Raw genomic sequence first — 18,432 nt, 5'->3', positions numbered from 1 at the left:
TATTAGAGCCCTTCCGCTTCAAACATTGCACGAAGTTCCTGGATATCCAGGAACTTCTCGTTGCCATCGGACTGGTAGCTCCAGCCATCCTTTACCGGAACGGCACCTTCAGGAGTTTCATAGCCCCAGCCGCCCAAGTGAGGCATAACCACGTAACGGTCCCCTACGGAAACAGTGCGGCGGGAATCGTCTGCCGCAATCATCTCCTCGTGAAGCTTCTCGCCGGGGCGAATTCCAATCTCGTGGGTTGTGGCGCTGTCGTCTACAGCCTTTGCCAAATCAGTGATCCGCACGGACGGAATTTTCGGTACGTAGAGCTCGCCGCCCTGCATAATTTCGAATGAGTCCAGAACAAACTTGACCGCCTGCTCCAGCGTGATCCAGAACCGAGTCATGCGGTCGTCGGTGACGGGCAGCGACTTGCCTTCCGCGGCCATTCTCTTCCAGATGGGAACGATGGATCCGCGCGAACCCATGACGTTCCCGTAACGGACTACGCAAAAGCGAGTGTCATAGGCAGCAGCGTAATGGTTTCCGGAGATAAAGAGCCGGTCGGCGCAAAGCTTGGTTGCCCCGTAAAGGTTGACGGGGCTGGATGCCTTGTCCGTGGACAGTGCCACGACTTTCTTAACTCCGGCGTCAATGGCCGCATCCACCACGTTCTGCGACCCCTGAACGTTGGTCTGGACGTATTCGAACGGGTTGTATTCGGCCGTGTCCACCTGCTTCAGGGCGGCGGCGTGAATTACGTAGTCCACTTTATGGAAAGCGCGGTTCAAGCGGTGACGGTCACGAATGTCACCGATAAACCAGCGCAGCCGAGGGTCGTTGTTGAACATGCCTCGGACCTCGTGCTGTTTCAGTTCGTCGCGGCTGAAGATCACAAGCCGACGGACGTCGTGATTGTCCAGGATCTCTTTGATCAGAGCCTTCCCAAGCGACCCTGTACCGCCTGTGATCAAGACCGAGGAACCACTCAGTAGGGACATCCTTTTAACCACCTTGAGTTCAAAATTGATTTCTTATTTTTCGCATCCGGAACGTAAGTTCCCTTGCCCGGCAATGCCTAGCCAGCCTACCAGCAGCTCGCGGGCTTTGGGGCCGCCGCCGGGCCCGCCGGACTGGTTGCGGGCGCCGACTTCGTGATTCTGGATCCAGCCACTAGGGGCGGACGGCGTGGGCGGCAAGTTTACGCAGTCCCGGCCACATGCCCTTCGCGACCACCTTCGGGGTCAAAGACACTGCATTGAGTCGGGAGGTAAGGTGCCAACGCGCGGAGCGTGCTGCCCGGTTCCAGCCCTTGGCGTGAAAGTCACGAACGCACTCATCGAAGAACGCGCGTTCCTCAGCAAATCGGCGCCCGTCCAATGCCCGAACAGAAGAGTCGGACTCCCTGTGGCGGCGGTACTGAAAGCAAACGGTGTCCAAAACGGACATCTTCCCGCCATGCAGGATGATGTCGATCGCTAGGGCGAGGTCCTGAACGACATTGTATTGAGGGCGGAAGTCATGCCTCTTCACGGCTTCGGCCCGCCAAGCGACCGATGGGAAGTAAAGCCAGTCTCCAACCAGGAGGCTCGAGGCCACGTCCTCTCCCGATACAACCGCTTCATTGCTTCTGCCAACCAATTTTGTCCTCAACAACGTCTTGACAAGATCACCGAGAGGGCGGTAGACAGCACCGTTTTCGTCGATGACCTCAACACCCGGTTGAACGATACTCACGGCGGGGTCCTGGAAGGCCTTACGGACAGTACCTACGTAGTTGGGCAACATCACGTCATCAGCACCCATGATCACGACGACTTCGTGCTCAACAAGGGTTATGCACTTCTTATAATTTCCGTTGGCACCGAGGTTTTCTGCGTTACGGAAATATCGGACACGGGCGTCGTTGGCGACGAGCTGATCGAAATATCCGGGAAGACTGTCGTCCGGGTATCCGTCGTCGACGATGGTCAGGCGAAAGTCCGTATCGTCCTGCGCCAGCACCGAATCAACGGCGGCCTTCATCATCGCGACATCGCCATAGTAGGGCAGCATTACATCAATGGTCACTGGTCTTCTCTCTCGGTTGGAGTCGTGGCTTGGCTGCCGGAACGCATGGTGGTGGCCGGTGATGGCTGGGCAGTGCCGTGCCGCTGTATTCCTTCTACAGAGGCACGGAGAATGGCAACCTCTTCGGCCAAAATTCGGGTCTCATCCTCCAAAATCGTCAATTCGCGCGAAACATGCAAACTCACGCCCACCAGCAAAAGAATGGACATCGCGAAAAGAAGGTTTGCGGGGACTACGACTCCGACAATAGAAGCGGCCCAGTTAAGCAGTCTCGGAAAGAAACCAAGAATAATGGTCAGGCCACCGATGACCAGCCAAAGAATGGCATATTTCTCACGAAGACGGCCGTTCCTCAGCATGATGAGGACAATAACCACCATGGAAATAGACAAGACCAATGAGACAGCGACGCTCATCTCCTAGACACTTCCCTCTCCAGCGATGTCCCCGGACATTGGTGCACGCAATTCGGCAGCGCGAGGCGTCCTGCGCCTGGCGAGTGCGAAACATAGCACAAGGCCTGATCGTGCAAGGTAGAGCGTGGCCTTGAAAGGGCCTTGGCTTGGTGTTCCCGCTTGGCGCGCCTTCATCTCGACCGGGACTTGGGTCACGCTGCAGCCGGACTTGATGGCTACGACAAGGGAGTCGATGGTATCTCCGAGATATTCAGTCGGGAAGTGGGAAATATATTGCCGGATCGCATGCTCGTTCGCGGCACGGAACCCGGACGTCACATCGGTCAATGGAGTGCGGGCCACACCGGAAATCACCTTAGCAAGAAAGAACATCGCCCAGCGGCGCGGCCCGTTCACGCCGTAGCTTCCCCTGCCCGCGAAACGTGCACCGATCGAAATATCAGCCCGCTGGAGCCCGTCCAGCACGCGATCAATGTCATGGGGATCGTGCTGCCCGTCGGCGTCCACCTGAATAACGGCACTGTAGTTGTTGCGGAGTGCGTACTTGAAGCCGGCCCGCATAGCTCCGCCAACGCCAAGGTTAAAAGGCAGCTTCAGGACAGTGGCCCCGGCCTCCTGGGCGATGCGGGGAGTGTCGTCCTTGGAGCCGTCATCGACGACCAACACATCATAGGAAGGCACGACGGCAAGCACGTTCCGGATGGTGTTTCCGATTGCTTCTGCTTCGTTCCATGCGGGCATGACAATGAGAACGCCAGAACGCCGTGAGTTAGCCATGATTATGGATTGTATCAAGGAGAACCCGGGTGGGTGGCAGTCACAGCCGGCTCGCTGAGCCCCGGGAAAGCAACCGGCCACCGGCCTAGTAGGCTTGCGTTGACGTTTAGGAGTTGATCTATGTCTTGGTGGGAATCTGTCCCCACGCTCGCAATCGCCGTAGTGGTCTTCTTTGTTCCAGGTCTGGCACTGCTCGCGGCGGCCGGTCTGCGAGGCCCGAGCCTGGCTGTTTTGGCTGTACCGGTCACGACCAGCGTTGTTGCTTCGACGGGCATCGTTTTCGGGTTCGCTCGGATCCCGTTCAATCCAGTCTCAGTAACGGTCGGTACTCTTTTTCTACTAGGGGTGATTGTTGGTCTCCGGGCCCTTATGCGTAGAAGGGGCGCCGGCCAGGATAGGCTCGAGATCCGTGCACCAGACTCCGGGCTGCACCCCCGGACCGTATTGAACAAAGCTATCGTCGTCTTCGCCGTGCTGGTCCCCGCGATCATTATTGGTGCGCGGTACATGTCCGGTTTCGGCTCCCCGGAATCGTTCTCCGAGACCTTTGACAACGTCTACCATTTGAATGCAGTGCGGTACATTGCGGACACCCAGGCAGCTAATACGCTGACGCTCGGTAATCTGACCGAGACTTCCCAAGGTCTTTACCCCGCCGGCATGCACGCGCTGCTCGCGCTGGTTTTGATGTCCGGCGGGCAAGCCATCACGGTAGCCGTAAACTGGGGATCAATCCTCTATGCCGCAGTGGTATGGCCCTTGGCCTCCCTGTTCTTGGTCAGCCGTATCGTCGGCACCCGCCCGCTAACGCTCTTGGGCGCAGGTGTTCTCACTGCGGGGTTCAGCGGCTTTCCCTACCTCATGGTGGCGTTCGGGATCCTTTACCCGAATCACGCGGCGCTAACGATGCTGCCGGCAGTCCTTGCGCTGACCATCGAGGCTATCGGCATACGATCGTCGCAGCTGAAACTCAGCGGGAGCGCCATCCTCTTGTTGGTGGCGACCGTTCCCGGTTTGGCCCTGACGCACCCCAGCGCGTTCATCGCTTTGCTGATGTTCGCCTTCCCCGCCGTGGTCGGTGTATATCTTAGGGCGGTCACAGCCCGTACCAGCGGCGCTCTCTCCAGACGTGCATTTTCACTCTGGACCCTCGCGGCTGCGCTCTACGCTGCCGGCACCCTTGTGGTGTGGGTTGTGGCTCGGCCACCGCGGAGTGCGGCCAGTTGGGGCCCCTTCCAGACTAATGCACAAGCGTTGGGTGAGGTCTTGGGCAGTGCACCTATGGGCACCACGGTGGCATGGATAATATTCCTTCTGACACTCGTCGGTCTTTACGCCATCGCGCGCCAGATCAAGCGTCATTGGTGGAGCTTAGGCATGTTCGTCATTGCAGCCGTGCTCTACCTCATAGTATCCGCCTGGCCGATCGGTTTCGTCCGATACTTCGCCACCGGCGTGTGGTATTCGGACAGCAACCGTTTTGCGGCAATGCTGCCGTTGGCGACGCTTCCGATTGTGGCGCTCGGTCTGGACTGGATCATCACCCATGTTGGTCCTTGGCCTGCCAGATGGGCTTCCCGATTCCCGCGGGGAAGCAATACGACCAAAGCACCAATTAGATCCCTGCGCAGGGTGGCATCCCGGATGCAGGGAACAAGGGCAACCGCCGCCGGCGCCGCCGTCGTCCTCCTCGTCGGTCTCGCAGCGCAGGGAGGCACCTTGTCAATGGTGCAGCAGCGGATCTCCACCACATTCGAGACACGCAACGATTCAAGCCTCGTAACAATTGATGAGCTGACGCTCATGAAACAGCTGGAAGACATAGTCCCGGAGTCAGACGTCATAGTGGGCAATCCCCGCACCGGCGCGTCCATGGCATATGCCTTTTCCGGCCGGCATGTCATCGCCCCACACATCCTCGGGGCGCGCAGCGAGAGTGAACGTCTCTTGATGAACCACTGGGGCGAAGCCGCATACAACCCCAGCGTATGCCCCGTGATCGAAGAAAAACGGGCCTACTGGGCCCTTGACTTCGCGGACCAGGAGATGACACCCCGCGGTGAGCCGCTGGAGGGTACCAGGGACCTCGCGGATGACTCCGCACCAGGTGTTCAGCTCGTCAAAGAAGTGGGGAAAGCCCGGCTGTTCAAGATGACCGCCTGCCACTGACAGCGGGAAGGAGCGGGGCTCGCCACCATATCGATGGCCGGCCCCGCTCCTTCACTCTCGCCGCTCTTTAGGGAAATTTAGTCTTGTATGCCGATTTGGCCAACTCTGGTAAGACATTCCGGGCAGCCCACTGTGCTCCAATAACCGATTGGTGCTGCAGTGCCACTCTCTCATCGCCCGAGACGACGTAAATGGTTCCCTGCCCAAACTCGGGAAAATCACGGCTGAGCTTCTTGTTGGCCTTGTAAACAGTAAAATCAGTCATCGGCACCGAAACCACCAGCGCGTCAGCACTGAGTTCTCCTGCTCGTTCACGCGGTAAGTAAACCGTACCTTTGGGGAAGCGATGAGGGGTCCGTTCCAGGCTTTTCGCGAGGTCGCTCAGTGCGGCGGGCGCTGCCAATCCTGCTGACGCGAAGAATGCCACGGGCGCCGAACCCGGCACGGAAAGGACCAGGTCAGATCCGGAAGCTGAGGAAGCAGAAACAAAAAGGGCAGTCGCACCTCTAAGCACCGGATAGTTAGCAGCGACATCAACGATCTCCTGTTTGGCCTCGGCAATAAGGGCCTGGGCTGGGCCGCCCAGTCCTACGACTTCGGCAATAAACCGGGTCACGGCCTCCCATGATTCTGCCGGAAGGTCGCTCGGGGCAATGATCACCGGCGCAAGCTCGGACAACGCCTGGTACTCCTCCTGGCTCAACCGGCCGCCGACCGAAAGAAAAGCGTCCGGCCTCAGTTCTTCGAACACTGAAGAACTCAGCTGGCGTCCGTCGTCATAGGTATGCGGCACCTCTGCCGGGTTCAAGGCCCGCACGCCTGCGCGGTACCAGGGTGTAAAGTCCACACCCGGGCGTGACAAAGGAGCAAGTCCCAACGCCACAAGTGTCTCTGCCTCCACTGTACCCAGTGCAACGATCCTGGCCGGTGGAGCCTTCAGCTCAGTTACCCCGAAGCGATGATCCACAGACTTAGGAAATCCCTGTGACGAGGCGCGAACCTCCACTGGACCCTTGTCCCCGGTTGAGCACGACACCAGTGCCAAGGGTGCCAGCCCCGCCAGAGCCAAAAAGGCTCGACGGCTGGTACTCATTTGTTCAGGTCCGGACGTCATTTCTCGTTTTCCCATCGTGTCAATTGGCTTTTCGTCATGGCCAAGCCGCCTACTCTCCCGGCGCCAGGCGGAGCAGTCTGTGGGCGAAAAGCGGGGCAAGGCTCTCGACATAACTTTTTGTAAGGTGGTTGTCGTCATAAAACACGAAGAGTCCGCCGATTACCGCATAGCAGCGGGCCTCATCACAGAACTGGTCGGACATGTCCAGTACCTTCAGATTTCTATGCCTGAGTTCGGCGACGGCCTGCGCCGTAGGATCGGGGAGGAGGGCTTTCGAGCGCTCGGTGGCACAGGCAATGGCATTGCCCTTGTTGTTGATGACGCAGGTAGGCGTACTCTTGCCCAAGGTTAGCGGCGAATCACGAATGACGACCACACGCGTACCGTTCTCGGCCCATTTGGCTATTCGCCGTTCCACGGAGGAGCGGTACTGTGCTAACTGATCCCGGCCGGTGCCGTCGTCGATCGTTTCTTTGATTGAAAAGGTAGAGGACACCACAAGGTCCGGCTGCTGCTGCAGAATTTTCTTTGACACCTGCTCGCTCCAGTCCAGGCAGCGCTGCTGACTCTTGGCGTCCAGCCGTGGTGCGTCCATGAATGCGACCCTTCGGACGTCTGCAAGCGAGCAGCCCCCCGCCAGGCTCAAACGGACTTTCCACTGCTGTTTGCGCGCAAGATCAAAGAAAGCAACTTTCCAGTGCTCCGCATGCGAGTCCCCAACGAACCATACTGTCTTCGCGTCCGTCTTCCCCCCCGAGTAGTCACAGTCCTGAAGGTATGGCGTTCCCTGGACCATGATCTGATCCGGGGCCGAACGGCAGCCGGAGACGGCAAAGTAGGGTGACTCAGGCTTTCCGATGTTCTGCGCATCGGGAGCACCGTATCTGTCCGGGCAGGATGCCCCCGGGAGGAGACTGGCGGCACCGTAACAAGGTGACTTTGCGAGCATCGCCAACTGCTGCTGCTGCGCTTGCTCGGACTGGGCCGCCGAAAGTACCATGGCCCCCGACAGCGCCCCTGCCACCGCCATCGTGCCGATGCCGGCCAAGATGCTCACGCGCGGAGAGCGGCCCCTGAACAGGGCGTTCCTGCCGGGATCCTCCACGAATCGCTTGGTCAGCACCGCCAACACGACGGACGCTGCGCCTATGGCGAGCTTTTCGGTCGCGCGGAGCTCGTGCCCCAAGACCGGGACGGACAGAATAATCAACGGCCAGTGCCACAGGTATAGCGAGTAGGAAATGTCTCCCACAAACTGCAGGGGCCGGAACCCTGATCCGGGCAGGGCACTTCTCCCCAGCACGGATCCTGAAAGGACAATCGCACCCGTGCCTAGGACGGGAATCAATGCCATGGCCCCCGGGAACAAGGTCTGCTCGTCAAAAAGGACAAGCGCGAAGATAAGCGCTGCCAATCCGGCGAAGGCGAGCAGTCCCATCAGCAGATGCACTGCTGCGGGGTGATTTACCTCCCGTGCACGTGTGCCACGTCCGGCAAGCGCAAAGGTTGCCATCGCGATCAGTCCACCGGTGGCGAACTCCCAGGCCCTTGTGCTGGTGACGAAGTAGGCCTCACTCTTGCTGGCCGTGGTGAAATACACGCTGTATGCAAGGGACGCTACGGAGACTGTTCCCATCGCGTACGAGAGCAGCGTCAGCGGCGATCTGCGCAGACGCAGTGCAAGAAAAAATGAAGCAGCCAGAAGAAGCGGCCAGATAAGGTAGAACTGCTCTTCAACTGACAGCGACCAATAATGCTGCACGGGGGTGGCCATCTCATGGTCAGCGGAATAGTCTACGGATTTTGCGGCGAGTAGCCAGTTCTCTGCATAGAAAACCGAAGCGAGAGTTTCCCATGCAACATCCGTCCAGCGGGAGTAGGGCTGCACGAGCCACGAGCCGATGATGCTGACGAAGGCGACGAGCAGTGCCGCTGGAAGCAGCCTTCGTATGCGTCGGGCATAGAAGGTTGCAAAACGCACCCTTCCGTTTCCCTGTAGTTCCTCCACGAGGTGCCGCGTGATCAGGAAACCGGAAATAACGAAAAAGATATCGACACCGATATATCCCCCGGGCAAGTACGTTGGCCAGAGGTGATTGACGACGACAGCTCCGACCGCCAGCGCCCGAAGGGCCTGGATATCCGTCCGGAATTTTTGCTTCGGCTTCCGAGGCGCTTGGGCGGCGGGTGTGTAGGTGGCAGTCTGCTGGCTCAAAGATATGCTTCCCGGGTTCTGCTAAAAAAGATGGGGGCTGCGGGTATAAGACGCTCAACCACTGCTGCGGGCCCGCAGGTACTCGACCACGTCATAACTCGGCCCGTCCTTGATCACTCGCCCGTGTTCGAGTAGAACGCCCCGGGAGCAGACCCGTTGCACGAGGTCCAAGTCGTGGCTGACGACCACGAGAGTCTGACCGGCATCGGAGAGTTCCTGGATCTTCGCTAAACACTTTCGCTGGAATGGTTCGTCGCCGACGGCGAGAATTTCGTCCACTAGAAACACCTCCGGGTCTGAGTGGACCGCGACGGAAAACGCCAGGCGCAGGTACATGCCAGACGAGTAGAAGCGCACCTCGGTATCGATGAACTCTCCGATCTCAGCGAAATCAACGATCGAGTCGAAGCGTTCTTTGATCTCCGCCTCTGATACCCCCAGGATGGCCGCGTTAAGGTAAACATTGTCACGGCCAGAAAGATCCGGATGGAAACCGGCTCCCACCTCAATCAGTCCCGCCACCCGGCCGCGGGTCCGTACAGTACCCTCGTCGGGGGTCATGACGCCGGAAATATGCTTAAGCAGGGTGGACTTTCCGGAACCGTTAAGGCCTAGCAGGGCGACCGTTTCACCTTGCCGGATTTCCAGGCTTACATCACGAAGGGCATGGAACTTTGCCGAAAGGTCACCTTTACGTCCTTTCACAAACCATATGAGGGCTTCTTTGATCGATCGCGTATGGCGAAGGACGAACTGTTTGCTGATGCCCTTGATCTCAACGGCAATTGTTGGTTGCTCAGACACTACAGCTCCTGCGCGAACTTGACTTCTAATTTGCCGAAGGTGAACTGCCCCAGAACCAGTACCGCAGCTGAAATGACCATGGCCACGGGCAGCCACAGCTCAAAGAGCTGTGGCGGAGCCGCCAAACTGACGTCGCCCTCCGCTGTCGTCGACCAAAAGGCATAGTGGAAAAGTTCAACACCGACAGTGACAGGGTTGCACTGGTACACAGCGAACCAGAAGTCACCCAGGCGTTCGTGCACCATGCGCCACTGGTACATCACCGGAGAAGCCCAGGTGGCAACCATTAGCATCATTTCGACGAAATTTTCGGAATCGCGGAAGTAGACATTTACGGAGCTGAAGAAGAGTCCAAGCCCCACGGAGAGCATTGCCAGCACCAAAAAACCTGCGATACCTGCTGCGAGACCTAAGACAGTGGGACGCCAACCCGTAATCACACACCCCATGACAAGAACTACGAGCTGGGGAAAGAAGTGCGCGGCCGAGACGAACACCGAGGCCACCGGGAAGAGTTCCCGGGGAAGAAATATCTTCTTGATCAAACCACTGTTATAGACAATTGACTTCGCGGCGTTGTTAAGGGCCTCGGTGAAGAAGTTGATCAGCACGATGCCGGAGAACAGATAAACCGCGTAGTTGCCAACGTCCCGGTTAAGGCCAAGGAAAATGCCCAGCGCCACGTAAAAAACCACGAACTGGATGGCCGGCTTCACATAGGACCAAATAATGCCCAGGACCGAGCCACGGTATCTGAGTTTGATTTCTTTCCGGACCAGCAGCCGCAGCAGATACCTGTGCCGAAAGACATATTTCAGGCCATGCCCGGTCCCCGGCCGGACCAAGCCCGAGTCTTGAAGGGATGTCATCCGCTGTTTCCCACTGACTCGGGCTTCCTGGCGCGGGTGTCCGAGATAGTGTGCTCGGCGAACGTCGCCGCCCAACTTTCCATGGAGCACTGCGCGGGCATCTTCGACTTGTACTCCTGCGAGAGCTCATCCCACCGGCGCACTACCTGCGCTGCTCCGCCCAAGGCTTCCCCAAGGAGCGACTTCGCCAGCCGGGGGTTGCGCACGTACCAGGAAGCGCCCGTGCCTTCAGCGTTGGTGACTATGGCGGAATCGAACTGGGACACGGTCCACCATTTATTATCCTGATGGGAAATGCGGGCCTGGGGCCGGGCACGGTCCTCAGTGGAAACATCTGTGAAGAGTTGCTTCCGGAGAGTCCTGGCTCCCCATGGAAGGAGGGTCTTCAATGAGGGACGGACAGACACCGCGGCGCTGCCGCCCAGACTTTCCTCCGTGCGGGCCGCTGGGAAGGCATCCGGGTCGCTCAAATAGACAGTGTCGCTGTGGCTGGCAAGCATGCCTCGAATACGGGGCAAAGTTGTGTCCAACATAGAGTGCAGCCCATCCGGGCCCTTCAGGAGGTCTTCCACTGCCCACACCCGGCCCTGCGCAGTTGCGTACTGCATCGAGAGAGTGTGTTTGATGTCGGCGAACAATGCGGCCGCCAGCGCCTTTCCTCCCTTGGCGAATGGACTGTACATCAAGGCCACGATGAGTCGGTTCCGATTGTGGAAGTAGGCCTGCCAGCCGACCAGGTCGTCTTTGTCGCCCCATGAAATGTGCCATACGGCCGCACCCGGCAGGCTCACAGTCTGATAGCCGTGCGCTTTCGCACGGAGTCCGAACTCCACGTCATCCCATTTGATGAATACCGGCATGGAGAGGCCAATCTCGCGGATCACAGACGTAGGGATCAGGCACATCCACCACCCGTTATAGTCCACATCAACGCGACGGTGCATCCATGGGGTGTGCCGCAGGTTGGACGTTAGAAAATCATGACCGGGTTCCATTTCGGTGTATGGCTGATCCGGCTGAATACGCTGCGGGTTAACTATTTCGCCAAATGTATGCAAGGCCGTCCGGTGGTGGAGGTCAAACATGTGGCCGCCCACGATGGTGGGCTTCCTGCAGTATCCGGCGAACGTTATTAGGCGGGTGATACTCTCCGGTTCGATGACGACGTCGTCGTCCATCAGCAGGACATAGTCGCTGCCGTTTCCGCACGCTTCAAACATGCCCCTGGAGAAGCCGCCGGAGCCTCCGAGATTGGACTGCTCGATGATTCGGAGCTTCCCGCCTAGGCTGTCGGCCACGGAGCCGAAACCCTCTGCGGCCGATACCTTGTCGGTACCTTGGTCCACGATGATGATCTCGTCAACCTGGTCCAGGCACCCGGGGTTTGTGGCCAGCAGCCGAAGGTTGTTGAGGCAGAAAGAGGTCTTGTTGAGGGTAGTGATCTCCAACGTGACTGACGCAGGGGCAGGAGCCGGGCCGGGCGCCTGCCACTCGGCCTTGTCCATGACGAGTTCGCCGCGTCCGGCCACGAGGTCAAACCAGTACCAGCCACCGTCGCCGAACGGCAGCAGGTCCAAATCCACGACCGACGTCTGTTCTCCCGCCACGGGAATGCTCTTTTGCTGCAGGAGTGCGCCCTTGGCGTTGGATCGGAAGACGATTATGGTGCCCTCCCCCCGTGTGCTGACACTCAGACGCAGGTTGCTGAGCTTGGTCCACTTCCGCCAGTACCCCGCGGCGAAGGCGTTGAAATAGCTCCCGAAGGAAATACGTTCACCCGGCCGGACGCGGGTGGAGCAGCGCCCGATGAAGTCTTCCGCGTGGGCTTCCCGGGTGTTGGAGCTTAGACGAACCGGCCGCCTGCCCTGTTTCCGCGCTTCCCGCTCTGTGGGTGCGGGCATGCCTGCCGCAGTTCCCATATCGACGTATAGCGGAGCAGTATCCAGCTCTGAATGCTCCGGAAAGACAACCCTTTGCAACGTAACCCATCCAGATCCGTCATTCGGATGGTGCCGGGGACTGGACCCTTGACTCATGCGTCTACCCCGCCGCTTTCAAGCGTTGCACCGCTTTCGAAATGCGGCTTGATCTTGTTGTCGAACATGCTCAGGGCAGATCCAATAGCCATGTGCATGTCGAGGTACTTGTATGTTCCCAGCCGCCCGCCAAACAGCACGTCCTTTTCACCCGCGGCAAGGTCGCGGTACTTCAGCAGGCGCTCCCTGTCGGCGGAGGTGTTGACCGGGTAGTACGGCTCATCGCCCTTCTCTGCAAACCTGGAGAATTCACGCATGATGACCGTTTTTTCGGTCTGGTAGTCGCGCTCCGGGTGGAAGTGACGTGGCTCAATGACACGGGTGTAGGGGACGTCAGCATCGTTATAGTTCACTACGGAGGTGCCTTGGAAGTCCTCCATGTCGAGTACTTCCTCCTCAAAGTCGATCGTGCGCCAGGAGAGATCCCCTTCGGCGTAATCGAAATAGCGGTCCACCGGACCGGTGTATATAACGGGGATTTTCCCGACAACTTTGTTCTTGCTGTACTCGTGGGAGTCGTCGAAGAAGTCGGTATTTAAGCGCACCTCAATGTTGGGGTGGTCCGCCATCTTTTCGATCCAGGCAGTGTATCCGTCGGTGGGCAGGCCCTCGTACTTGTCGTTGAAGTACCGGTTGTCGTAGTTATAACGGACCGGAAGCCTCGAGATAATACCGGCTGGCAGATCCTTGGGGTCCGTCTGCCACTGCTTACCGGTGTAGTGCTTAATGAAGGCTTCGTACAACGGGCGCCCAATCAGCTGGATCCCCTTGTCGTTGAGGTTCTGCGGGTCCGTGCCTGCTAGTTCCCCAGCCTGTTCCTGGATGAGTTCGCGAGCCTGGCCGGGCGTGAGATTTGCCCGGAAGAACTGGTTGATCGTGGCCAGGTTGATCGGCAAGGAATACACCTCACCTTTGTGCACACCATAAACCTTGTGGACGTAATTGGTGAAGGTCGTGAACCTGTTGACGTACTCCCACACGCGCTCGTTGGAGGTATGGAACAGGTGTGCCCCGTAACGGTGCACCTCAATACCGGTCTGCTCTTCCTTTTCGCTGTAGGCATTACCGCCGATGTGGTGACGGCGGTCAATGACAACCACCTTCAGGCCCAGCTCAGAGGCGGCCTGTTCTGCGATTGTCAGGCCAAAAAAGCCAGACCCTACGATGACGAGGTCAGCGGTCACAAAATCTCCTGGTTTGAATGCGGGCAGCGCAATGTTGCGCGTTGTCTGCTGCTCTAGCCTACCCGAGGGACAGCAGAGGGCGTCCAATCCGGAAGCCTCGCACCACGGACGCGCAGCTCCCTCTAGAGCAGCGAGCATCCGGCAGCTTTTCCACATAGCCCCGCCTCGTTGTGGCCCGCGCCTGACGGCCGTAGATAGCGTGGGCCCACAACTAAAAGGAGGCCTGTCCGTGACGTTGCACTGCACCCTGGCAGGCGGACCGTCGTCCAGCTTCGCCGGGCCGCCTGTTGAGATCGTGCTGGAAGCACCGGACGGCACCCCGGGCCGGGCGCTTCAGGCAGAATTGGCAGCCAGCTTCGGAACCGGTGCCGTCACGGTGGAAGGCCGTGAGCTGGACGGCCTCATTCTCGGGGAACCTCCCCTGGTAAACGGCGCAGTAATGGTCGACGGCGGCGAGCGCCCCGGGAAGCAGACCCCGCCCCGCACCGCCGTGCGGAACATCCCTGCCGGGCTGTCGCTGGCGGTGCACAGCGGCCCCGGAGCCGGCACCATCGTGCCTTTGGAGCGCGGCATCTACACGCTCGGACGAAGCGGAGCGCGAATCCTCATCCAGGATCCGGAGCTCTCCAGGCTCCACGCCCGACTGGAGGTCACCGATTCGCACATATCCATCACAGACCTGGACAGCGCCAACGGCACATATGTCGACGGGCAAAGAGTACGAAGCGCGGTCGTCTCCACGGCTTCGACCATCCGATGCGGCAACACCCGTCTCGCTCTGGCCTTTGACGACGTCCCCTGGAGTGCGCTGGAGCTGGCGGGTTCATCCGTGCGGCAGCCCATCATCGTTCGAGGCCAGCCGGAACCCGCCAACCGTCTGCTCCTCCTCCTCACGGCTACGCTCCCGTTGGTCCTTGGCGTCGCCCTCGCGCTGGCCACGGGCATGTGGTTGTTCCTTGCCTTCGCCGCGGCCTCCGCCGGGTCACTTCTTGTCCCCCTGCTCACCGGCCGGAAGCAGCGCCGCAGGGCGGACGGCGCAATCAGGTCCGCGGCAGCGCAGGACCGCGAACGCAGGAACAAAGCGGGGCCCTCCCTCGCCGTCCTGATGCTCTCGGCGGAGCACGTCCTATCGACTACCGACACTCCGGAAACATCCGAAGCACCGAAAGTACCGGAGCCGCAGGGCGGCGAAGGCCTGTGGTTTCGGCTTGGAGAGGCGGTCCAGTCCGCCAACGTGCAACTGGATCCCCCGGGCGCGGCCCTGCCGCCCGCCGGGACAGTTCCCGTCCTCCTGGATCCCGGCTGGCGGCACACGGTGTTCCACGGAACGCGTGCAGTCTCTGCCGGAATGATCCGGGCGCTGCTCATGCAGGTTGCCGGTTACCCGCTGGGCCGCGGAACGCCTGTCGTCATCCATGGTGCAGCAGCCCGGCTTCCGCTACCCGCCAGATACCTGCCCCAGACCATCCTCACCGCCACGGCATCGGCCTGCAGGACGGCACTGGCAGCGGCATCAGGGTATGCACCAAAGATTCCCGGGATTCTGGTCCTGACGGGCACTTCGCCGGATCCGGACATCGAGCACGTGCTCGCCGAAGTGGCCTTGGACCGCGGCTGGCGGGTGCTGCAATTCGCGCCAGCCGGCGTGTCTGCGGCCACCGAAAGCAATGTGGAGCTGGCCGAGCGGGAATCGGTGCTGCGGGGGCCGCACGGCACCGTGCTCTTCGTCCCGGACCTCGCACCTGAGGCAGTCTTCGACACGTTCTGCCGCCGCCTCGCAGCCCGCGGGACGGCGCCCGCCGGCAGCGCTCCGGGCATCCCCGCCTCCTGCCTGCTCGACGAAATCCTTCCGTCGGACCCGGCCCGGACGGCCGCCCGCTGGAAGGCTGCCGCCAGAGCAACCGGGCTTCCGGTTCCAGTGGGTATGGGAACATCAGGGCCTCTGATCCTGGACCTCCAATCCGACGGCCCCCACCTCCTCGTAGCCGGCACCACCGGCTCCGGCAAGTCCGAGCTCCTCCGCAGCTTCGTCGCCTCCCTTGCCCTCAGCTATCCGCCGGACCGGGTCAATTTCCTCTTCATTGACTTCAAAGGCGGATCGGGACTTGGCCCGTTGGCCGGGCTGGTCCACTGCACCGGACTGCTGACAGATCTGTCCGGCAACGGCTTCGAACGGGCTCTCGTTTCGCTCCGCGCCGAAGTCCGGTTCCGCGAACAGACGCTGTCCGCAGCGGGGGTCCCGGATCTGGCGGCACTCAGGGCGGCACCGCCGCCGAGCGTTGCCCCGCTCCCCCACCTGGTTATAGTCATCGACGAATTCCGCATGCTGGTTGACGATCATCCCGAAGCGTTGCGCGAGCTGATGCGGATTGCCTCGATCGGCCGGTCACTGGGGATCCACCTGGTAATGGCCACGCAGCGGCCCCAAGGCGCGCTGACCGCCGATATCCGCGCCAATGTCACCTCCAGCATCGCCTTGCGCGTCCAGTCTGAGATGGAGTCGGTGGACGTCATCAACCACCGCGCAGCGGCGGCCATTAGCATTGAGCGGCCCGGCCGCGCCTTCCTGGTACGTGGCACCGAGCCGCCACGCGAATTTCAGGCAGCGTCGGTTCAATCCGGGCGTACGACGGCGGGGCGGGCCGTCCGCGCCCATCTCGTCGCGGAATATCTCTCGGGCCAGCCCGTCGACACAGAAGCCTCCGGCTCCCCCGCACAAACCCGCGCCCAGGCTGCCGAACCGCTGCTCGCCACGGTCCGCGACCTGTGGACCGCAGCGGGCGGCCCGGCCCCCAGGCAGCCGGTGGCCGCTCCCCTGCCGCACCACCTGCCTGGATTCGGGACAGACGCTAAATCCGAAGCTTCCGGATGGGGCGTTGCACTGGGACTGATCGATCTTCCCGAACTGCAATGCGTTAAGCTCCTCCGGTGGGATCCAGGGCGGGACGGACATCTGGCCCTGATCGGTACCCCGTCGTCGGGGACAGTCGAGGTGGCGGAGTCTATCTCGCGGAGGCTCCTGTGCCACCCGGCCGAATCGCACGCCTACGTCCTGGATGCCGGTTCGGGCTTGCAACCTCTCGCCGGGTGCCCGAGGACCGGCGCCTATGTGGGGCTGCATGAGCTGAGGCGGGCGGTCCGTGTCCTTGAACGGCTGGCCGAGGAACTCACGCTGAGGCTCAGCAGGAGGGACACAGTCCGTCCGCCAGTCCTCGTAGTAATTGCAGGGTGGGGGTCGTGGGTCTCCGCTTTCCGCGCCGGACCGTATTCCTGGGCTGAGGAGCTGGTACACGACCTGATCCGGGACGGGCACGCCGCCGGAATCAGCCTCCTCCTCTCGGGCGACCGTGAACTGGTGGCAGCCCGGTTCACGGCCGCTATACCGAACAGGCTGTATTTCCCTGCCGATTCAACAGAGGAGAGCCGGCTCGCCTGGCCACGATTGCCTGCCGTTGACGTGATTAAGGGACGTGCCGTGGCGGTGGGGCCGGTGGCCGGGCCGGTTCCATCGGCATGCCAACTCTACGCTGGAGACCCCGCTGGGTCCCCTACCGGGGGGAGTAAGCCTCAGTTAGCGGAGCTGGCCGGCGTGCCCGCACCGGCCTCTGCCCCCTTCAGGGTGGAGCCACTGCCTGACGTGGTTCCGGCGGAGCGCCTCAGGACCAGCGAAACCACCAGGAGTGGCACCCCGGTCGGAGGGCCGGTGATACTTCTCGGGGTCACCGGAGACGAGGTGTCCCCGGCATCGATCCGGCTGACAGCGGGCGGAGTGTTCGCCATCCTCGGCGGGCCGGCAACCGGAAAGACTAATGTGCTCCGCGTCATCGAGGAACTCAACCCTGGCCAAGGAAGGTGGCTGCGCCCGGGCACGGAGCCGGGCGCGGTAGATGACTCCACCGGATACTGGAAGCAGTGCCTCGAATCAGCCCGGGCCGGAGCGCTGGACAGGCATTCGATTCTCCTGATAGACGACGCCGATCGGTTGGCCCCCTCAACGATGCGGGACGTCGCAGACCTTCATGGGCTGGGCCATGGGGTTGTCTTTACTGCCGCGCCGGGCCCGCTGCTCGGCCAGCGGGTGGCATGGGCCATGGAGGCGCGGTCCTCAGGTGCGGGACTTCTGTTATGCCCGCGGTCAACGTCCGACGGTGAAATTTACGGCGTTCGCTTCGACGTCGAGCCCCATCCACCCCCGGGGCGGGCCGTCCTTATCGAATCCGGCGGCAGCCGCGCCCTGCAGGTGGCACTGGCGTCCTACAGCGCCGGAGTCCCGCCTCCGGTCCTGGACGCATAGCTGATCACCCGGGAGTGGAACAGGAGCACCAAGGCCAGGACTGCAGGGACCACCATAGCCGCGCCGGCCGCGATAAGTCCGCCGCTGAGGGTAGGAAAGCCTATGGTCAGCACAAACAACTGCGCTACGAGGGCTGCGGCGCGGGTCCATCGGTAGCCCCGAAAATGGAAGGTGGCTACCGCAAACAGCCAGGCAGAAAATGCCAGGAGGAGTGCCAGCGTGAACACCGCACCCCAGAAGGACAACGCCGGGCTACCGGTAAGCAGGTTGTATCCATACCAGACAGCCACGCCAAGGAGTGCGGTGGCTTCGGCTGCCACTATGGCGGCGATGGTGGTGACGGCCCCGGGTCGGTCACGCGCCGCCGCCGGGCCGTCGTTGTCCGGACGGCCCTGACCCGGAAGCCCGGCATTCGAACGCCCGGCATTCGGACGGCGGCCGGGGTCTTGGTTAGGGGACGAATCAGCAGGGTCTGCAGGGGGTCTTGACACACTGG

13 protein-coding genes are annotated in these 18,432 nt (G+C 60.9%); 2 read left to right on the top strand and 11 right to left on the bottom strand.

Features of this window, described 5'->3' with window-relative positions:
* Positions 1-2: 2 nt before the first annotated feature.
* From pseB to ACIQC0_RS15005, 4 genes are all read right to left on the bottom strand, one after another.
* On the bottom strand, positions 3-989 hold the full coding sequence (pseB, locus tag ACIQC0_RS15020) for a UDP-N-acetylglucosamine 4,6-dehydratase (inverting) (RefSeq protein ID WP_377214878.1): 987 nt from the start codon (positions 987-989) through the stop codon (positions 3-5).
* Between the two features lie 172 nt (positions 990-1,161).
* The gene (locus ACIQC0_RS15015; protein WP_377214877.1) at positions 1,162-2,058 is read right to left on the bottom strand and encodes a glycosyltransferase family 2 protein; all 897 of its coding nucleotides are present in this window, start codon (positions 2,056-2,058) and stop codon (positions 1,162-1,164) included.
* Positions 2,055-2,474, bottom strand: coding sequence for a DUF2304 domain-containing protein (locus tag ACIQC0_RS15010; protein WP_377214876.1), 420 nt, complete (start codon positions 2,472-2,474; stop codon positions 2,055-2,057). The genes ACIQC0_RS15015 and ACIQC0_RS15010 overlap by 4 nt, the downstream gene beginning before the upstream one ends.
* A 3-nt stretch (positions 2,475-2,477) precedes the next feature.
* Positions 2,478-3,251: a glycosyltransferase family 2 protein gene (locus ACIQC0_RS15005; RefSeq protein ID WP_377214875.1), complete on the bottom strand. Its 774-nt coding sequence runs from the start codon at positions 3,249-3,251 to the stop codon at positions 2,478-2,480.
* A 120-nt stretch (positions 3,252-3,371) separates the two neighbouring features.
* Here ACIQC0_RS15005 and ACIQC0_RS15000 point away from each other — a divergent pair, with 120 nt between their 5' ends.
* On the top strand, positions 3,372-5,420 hold the full coding sequence (locus tag ACIQC0_RS15000; RefSeq protein ID WP_377214874.1) for a DUF6541 family protein: 2,049 nt from the start codon (positions 3,372-3,374) through the stop codon (positions 5,418-5,420).
* A gap of 67 nt (positions 5,421-5,487) precedes the next feature.
* On the opposite strand, the gene ACIQC0_RS14995 is transcribed toward ACIQC0_RS15000, so the two are convergent.
* From ACIQC0_RS14995 to glf, 6 genes are all read right to left on the bottom strand, one after another.
* Complete coding sequence (locus ACIQC0_RS14995; RefSeq protein ID WP_377214873.1) at positions 5,488-6,228, bottom strand: hypothetical protein; 741 nt, start codon at positions 6,226-6,228, stop codon at positions 5,488-5,490.
* A 355-nt stretch (positions 6,229-6,583) separates the two neighbouring features.
* A complete protein-coding gene (locus tag ACIQC0_RS14990) occupies positions 6,584-8,749 on the bottom strand; it encodes an acyltransferase family protein (protein WP_377214872.1) in 2,166 nt (721 codons plus the stop codon).
* Positions 8,750-8,803: 54 nt separating this feature from the next.
* Entirely contained in the window at positions 8,804-9,553 is a 750-nt protein-coding gene (locus ACIQC0_RS14985) for an ABC transporter ATP-binding protein (protein ID WP_377214871.1), read from the bottom strand.
* On the bottom strand, positions 9,553-10,422 hold the full coding sequence (locus tag ACIQC0_RS14980) for an ABC transporter permease (protein WP_377214870.1): 870 nt from the start codon (positions 10,420-10,422) through the stop codon (positions 9,553-9,555). Before ACIQC0_RS14980 ends, ACIQC0_RS14985 begins: the two co-directional genes overlap by 1 nt.
* The gene (locus ACIQC0_RS14975; protein WP_377214869.1) at positions 10,419-12,458 is read right to left on the bottom strand and encodes a glycosyltransferase; all 2,040 of its coding nucleotides are present in this window, start codon (positions 12,456-12,458) and stop codon (positions 10,419-10,421) included. The genes ACIQC0_RS14980 and ACIQC0_RS14975 overlap by 4 nt, the downstream gene beginning before the upstream one ends.
* Positions 12,455-13,642 carry a UDP-galactopyranose mutase gene (glf, locus tag ACIQC0_RS14970; protein ID WP_377214868.1) on the bottom strand — a complete coding sequence of 396 codons (1,188 nt, stop codon included), beginning with the start codon at positions 13,640-13,642 and terminating at the stop codon, positions 12,455-12,457. Before glf ends, ACIQC0_RS14975 begins: the two co-directional genes overlap by 4 nt.
* Before the next feature lie 229 nt (positions 13,643-13,871).
* Between glf and ACIQC0_RS14965 the strand changes: the two genes are divergently transcribed.
* Complete coding sequence (locus ACIQC0_RS14965) at positions 13,872-17,936, top strand: FtsK/SpoIIIE domain-containing protein (protein WP_400536110.1); 4,065 nt, start codon at positions 13,872-13,874, stop codon at positions 17,934-17,936.
* Here the strand turns inward: ACIQC0_RS14965 and ACIQC0_RS14960 are convergent.
* Positions 17,897-18,427: a hypothetical protein gene (locus tag ACIQC0_RS14960; RefSeq protein ID WP_377214866.1), complete on the bottom strand. Its 531-nt coding sequence runs from the start codon at positions 18,425-18,427 to the stop codon at positions 17,897-17,899. The genes ACIQC0_RS14965 and ACIQC0_RS14960 overlap by 40 nt on opposite strands.
* Positions 18,428-18,432: the final 5 nt, after the last annotated feature.

The organism is Pseudarthrobacter sp. NPDC092419 (assembly GCF_044755045.1).
GTDB lineage: Bacteria > Actinomycetota > Actinomycetes > Actinomycetales > Micrococcaceae > Arthrobacter.
The sequence above is the reverse complement of the archived record's forward strand: the minus strand, read 5'-3'. Positions and strand labels throughout refer to the sequence as shown.

What these genes read in the sequence shown, in the direction of transcription:
- ACIQC0_RS15000 (WP_377214874.1), top strand. Translation starts at nt 3,372, where the DNA reads ATGTCTTGGTGGGAATCTGTCCCCACGCTCGCAATCGCCGTAGTGGTC.
- ACIQC0_RS15010 (WP_377214876.1), bottom strand. Translation starts at nt 2,474, where the DNA reads ATGAGCGTCGCTGTCTCATTGGTCTTGTCTATTTCCATGGTGGTTATT.
- pseB (WP_377214878.1), bottom strand. Translation starts at nt 989, where the DNA reads ATGTCCCTACTGAGTGGTTCCTCGGTCTTGATCACAGGCGGTACAGGG.
- ACIQC0_RS14980 (WP_377214870.1), bottom strand. Translation starts at nt 10,422, where the DNA reads ATGACATCCCTTCAAGACTCGGGCTTGGTCCGGCCGGGGACCGGGCAT.
- ACIQC0_RS15005 (WP_377214875.1), bottom strand. Translation starts at nt 3,251, where the DNA reads ATGGCTAACTCACGGCGTTCTGGCGTTCTCATTGTCATGCCCGCATGG.
- ACIQC0_RS14975 (WP_377214869.1), bottom strand. Translation starts at nt 12,458, where the DNA reads ATGAGTCAAGGGTCCAGTCCCCGGCACCATCCGAATGACGGATCTGGA.